This is a genomic window from Alcanivorax sp. HI0083 (assembly GCF_001635175.1).
The window spans coordinates 1-1121 of sequence record NZ_LWFX01000543.1; the positions used below are offsets into that span (position 1 = coordinate 1).

Genomic DNA, 1121 nt, shown 5'->3' on the forward strand with positions numbered 1-1121 from the left:
AACTGGTTGAAGCGGACACCCCACCGGACCCGGATGGCTCCGACTCTGCCGGGAACGCCCTGCAAGCACTCTACCCTCAGGACAAAGGGGAAACTGTGGATCTCACGGATAACCCGGCCATGGAAGGCGACTTCAATGAGCTGCTGGATCTGCGTGACACCCTGGGCCGACTGACCGCGCGGGAATCCACCCTCAAGCAACGCATCCAGCAAACCATGGGGCTAGCCAGCAAGGCCACCCTCACCGAGGGCTCTGTGACCTGGAAGCGCAGCAAGGACTCCACCGGCCTGGATACCAAGGCACTGCTTCGGGACCAACCGGAACTACTCCAGCAATACCCCAAGCACAAGGCGGGCAGTCGCCGCTTCCTGGTGCGCCCCAATCCCTAACCCAAACCTCAAGCGGCATAACAGCCGGGCCAAGCCCGGCTGCATGTCCGTGTCTGCTATCAGGAGAATCCCATGATCAAAGGACTCGCGATTACCCCACCCGTGATCGGCCGCATCAGTATTGGCCGTGTAGTGGAGAAGAACGGCAAGCGTCTGCCGGAGAAAGACGATCAATTCACCATCACCACCCAGATCCAGACTAAAGAAGGCTGGCTACCTCACCCGCTCGATGAGGCCCTGCGCAAGAAAACCCAGAGCAGCAAGCTGCGTAGCATTCCCATCGCCCTGCCCTTCAATGACCCAGACCTGAACCTGCGGGCCGAGTACACCTTCTTCGAGCGCAAGAGCGGCAGACCGCTGTGTGCCGGTGATGGGGAAGCTTGCCGACGTCATACCGACAAGGGCCTGGAATCCTTGCCCTGCCCGTCACCGGATTTGTGTGACTATGGCAGCCATGGGCTGTGCAAACCCTATGGTCGGCTGTACGTCCAAATTGGCGATGATGATGAGCTGGGCTGCTTTGTGTTCCGCACCACCGGCTACAACAGCATTCGCACCCTGGCCGCACGACTGCGCTACTTCCACGCCATCAGTGGCGGCAACCTGTCTACCCTGCCCCTGGAGCTGAAGCTACGCGGCAAGAGCACCACCCAAAGCCACCGGACGCCGATCTACTACGTGGATCTGACGCTGAGGGCCGATCAGTCCATGAAAGAGGCTGTCATCCATGCC

The 1121-nt window shown here is 60.3% G+C and carries 1 protein-coding gene and 1 pseudogene; both read left to right on the top strand.

Annotated elements, in window-relative coordinates; translation table 11 throughout:
* Positions 1-389 (top strand): annotated as a pseudogene (locus tag A3754_RS27310) (endonuclease); the annotation flags it as partial.
* Between the two features lie 72 nt (positions 390-461).
* The coding region (locus A3754_RS05555; RefSeq protein ID WP_063519040.1) for a hypothetical protein at positions 462-1121 on the top strand (660 nt) is incomplete at its 3' end.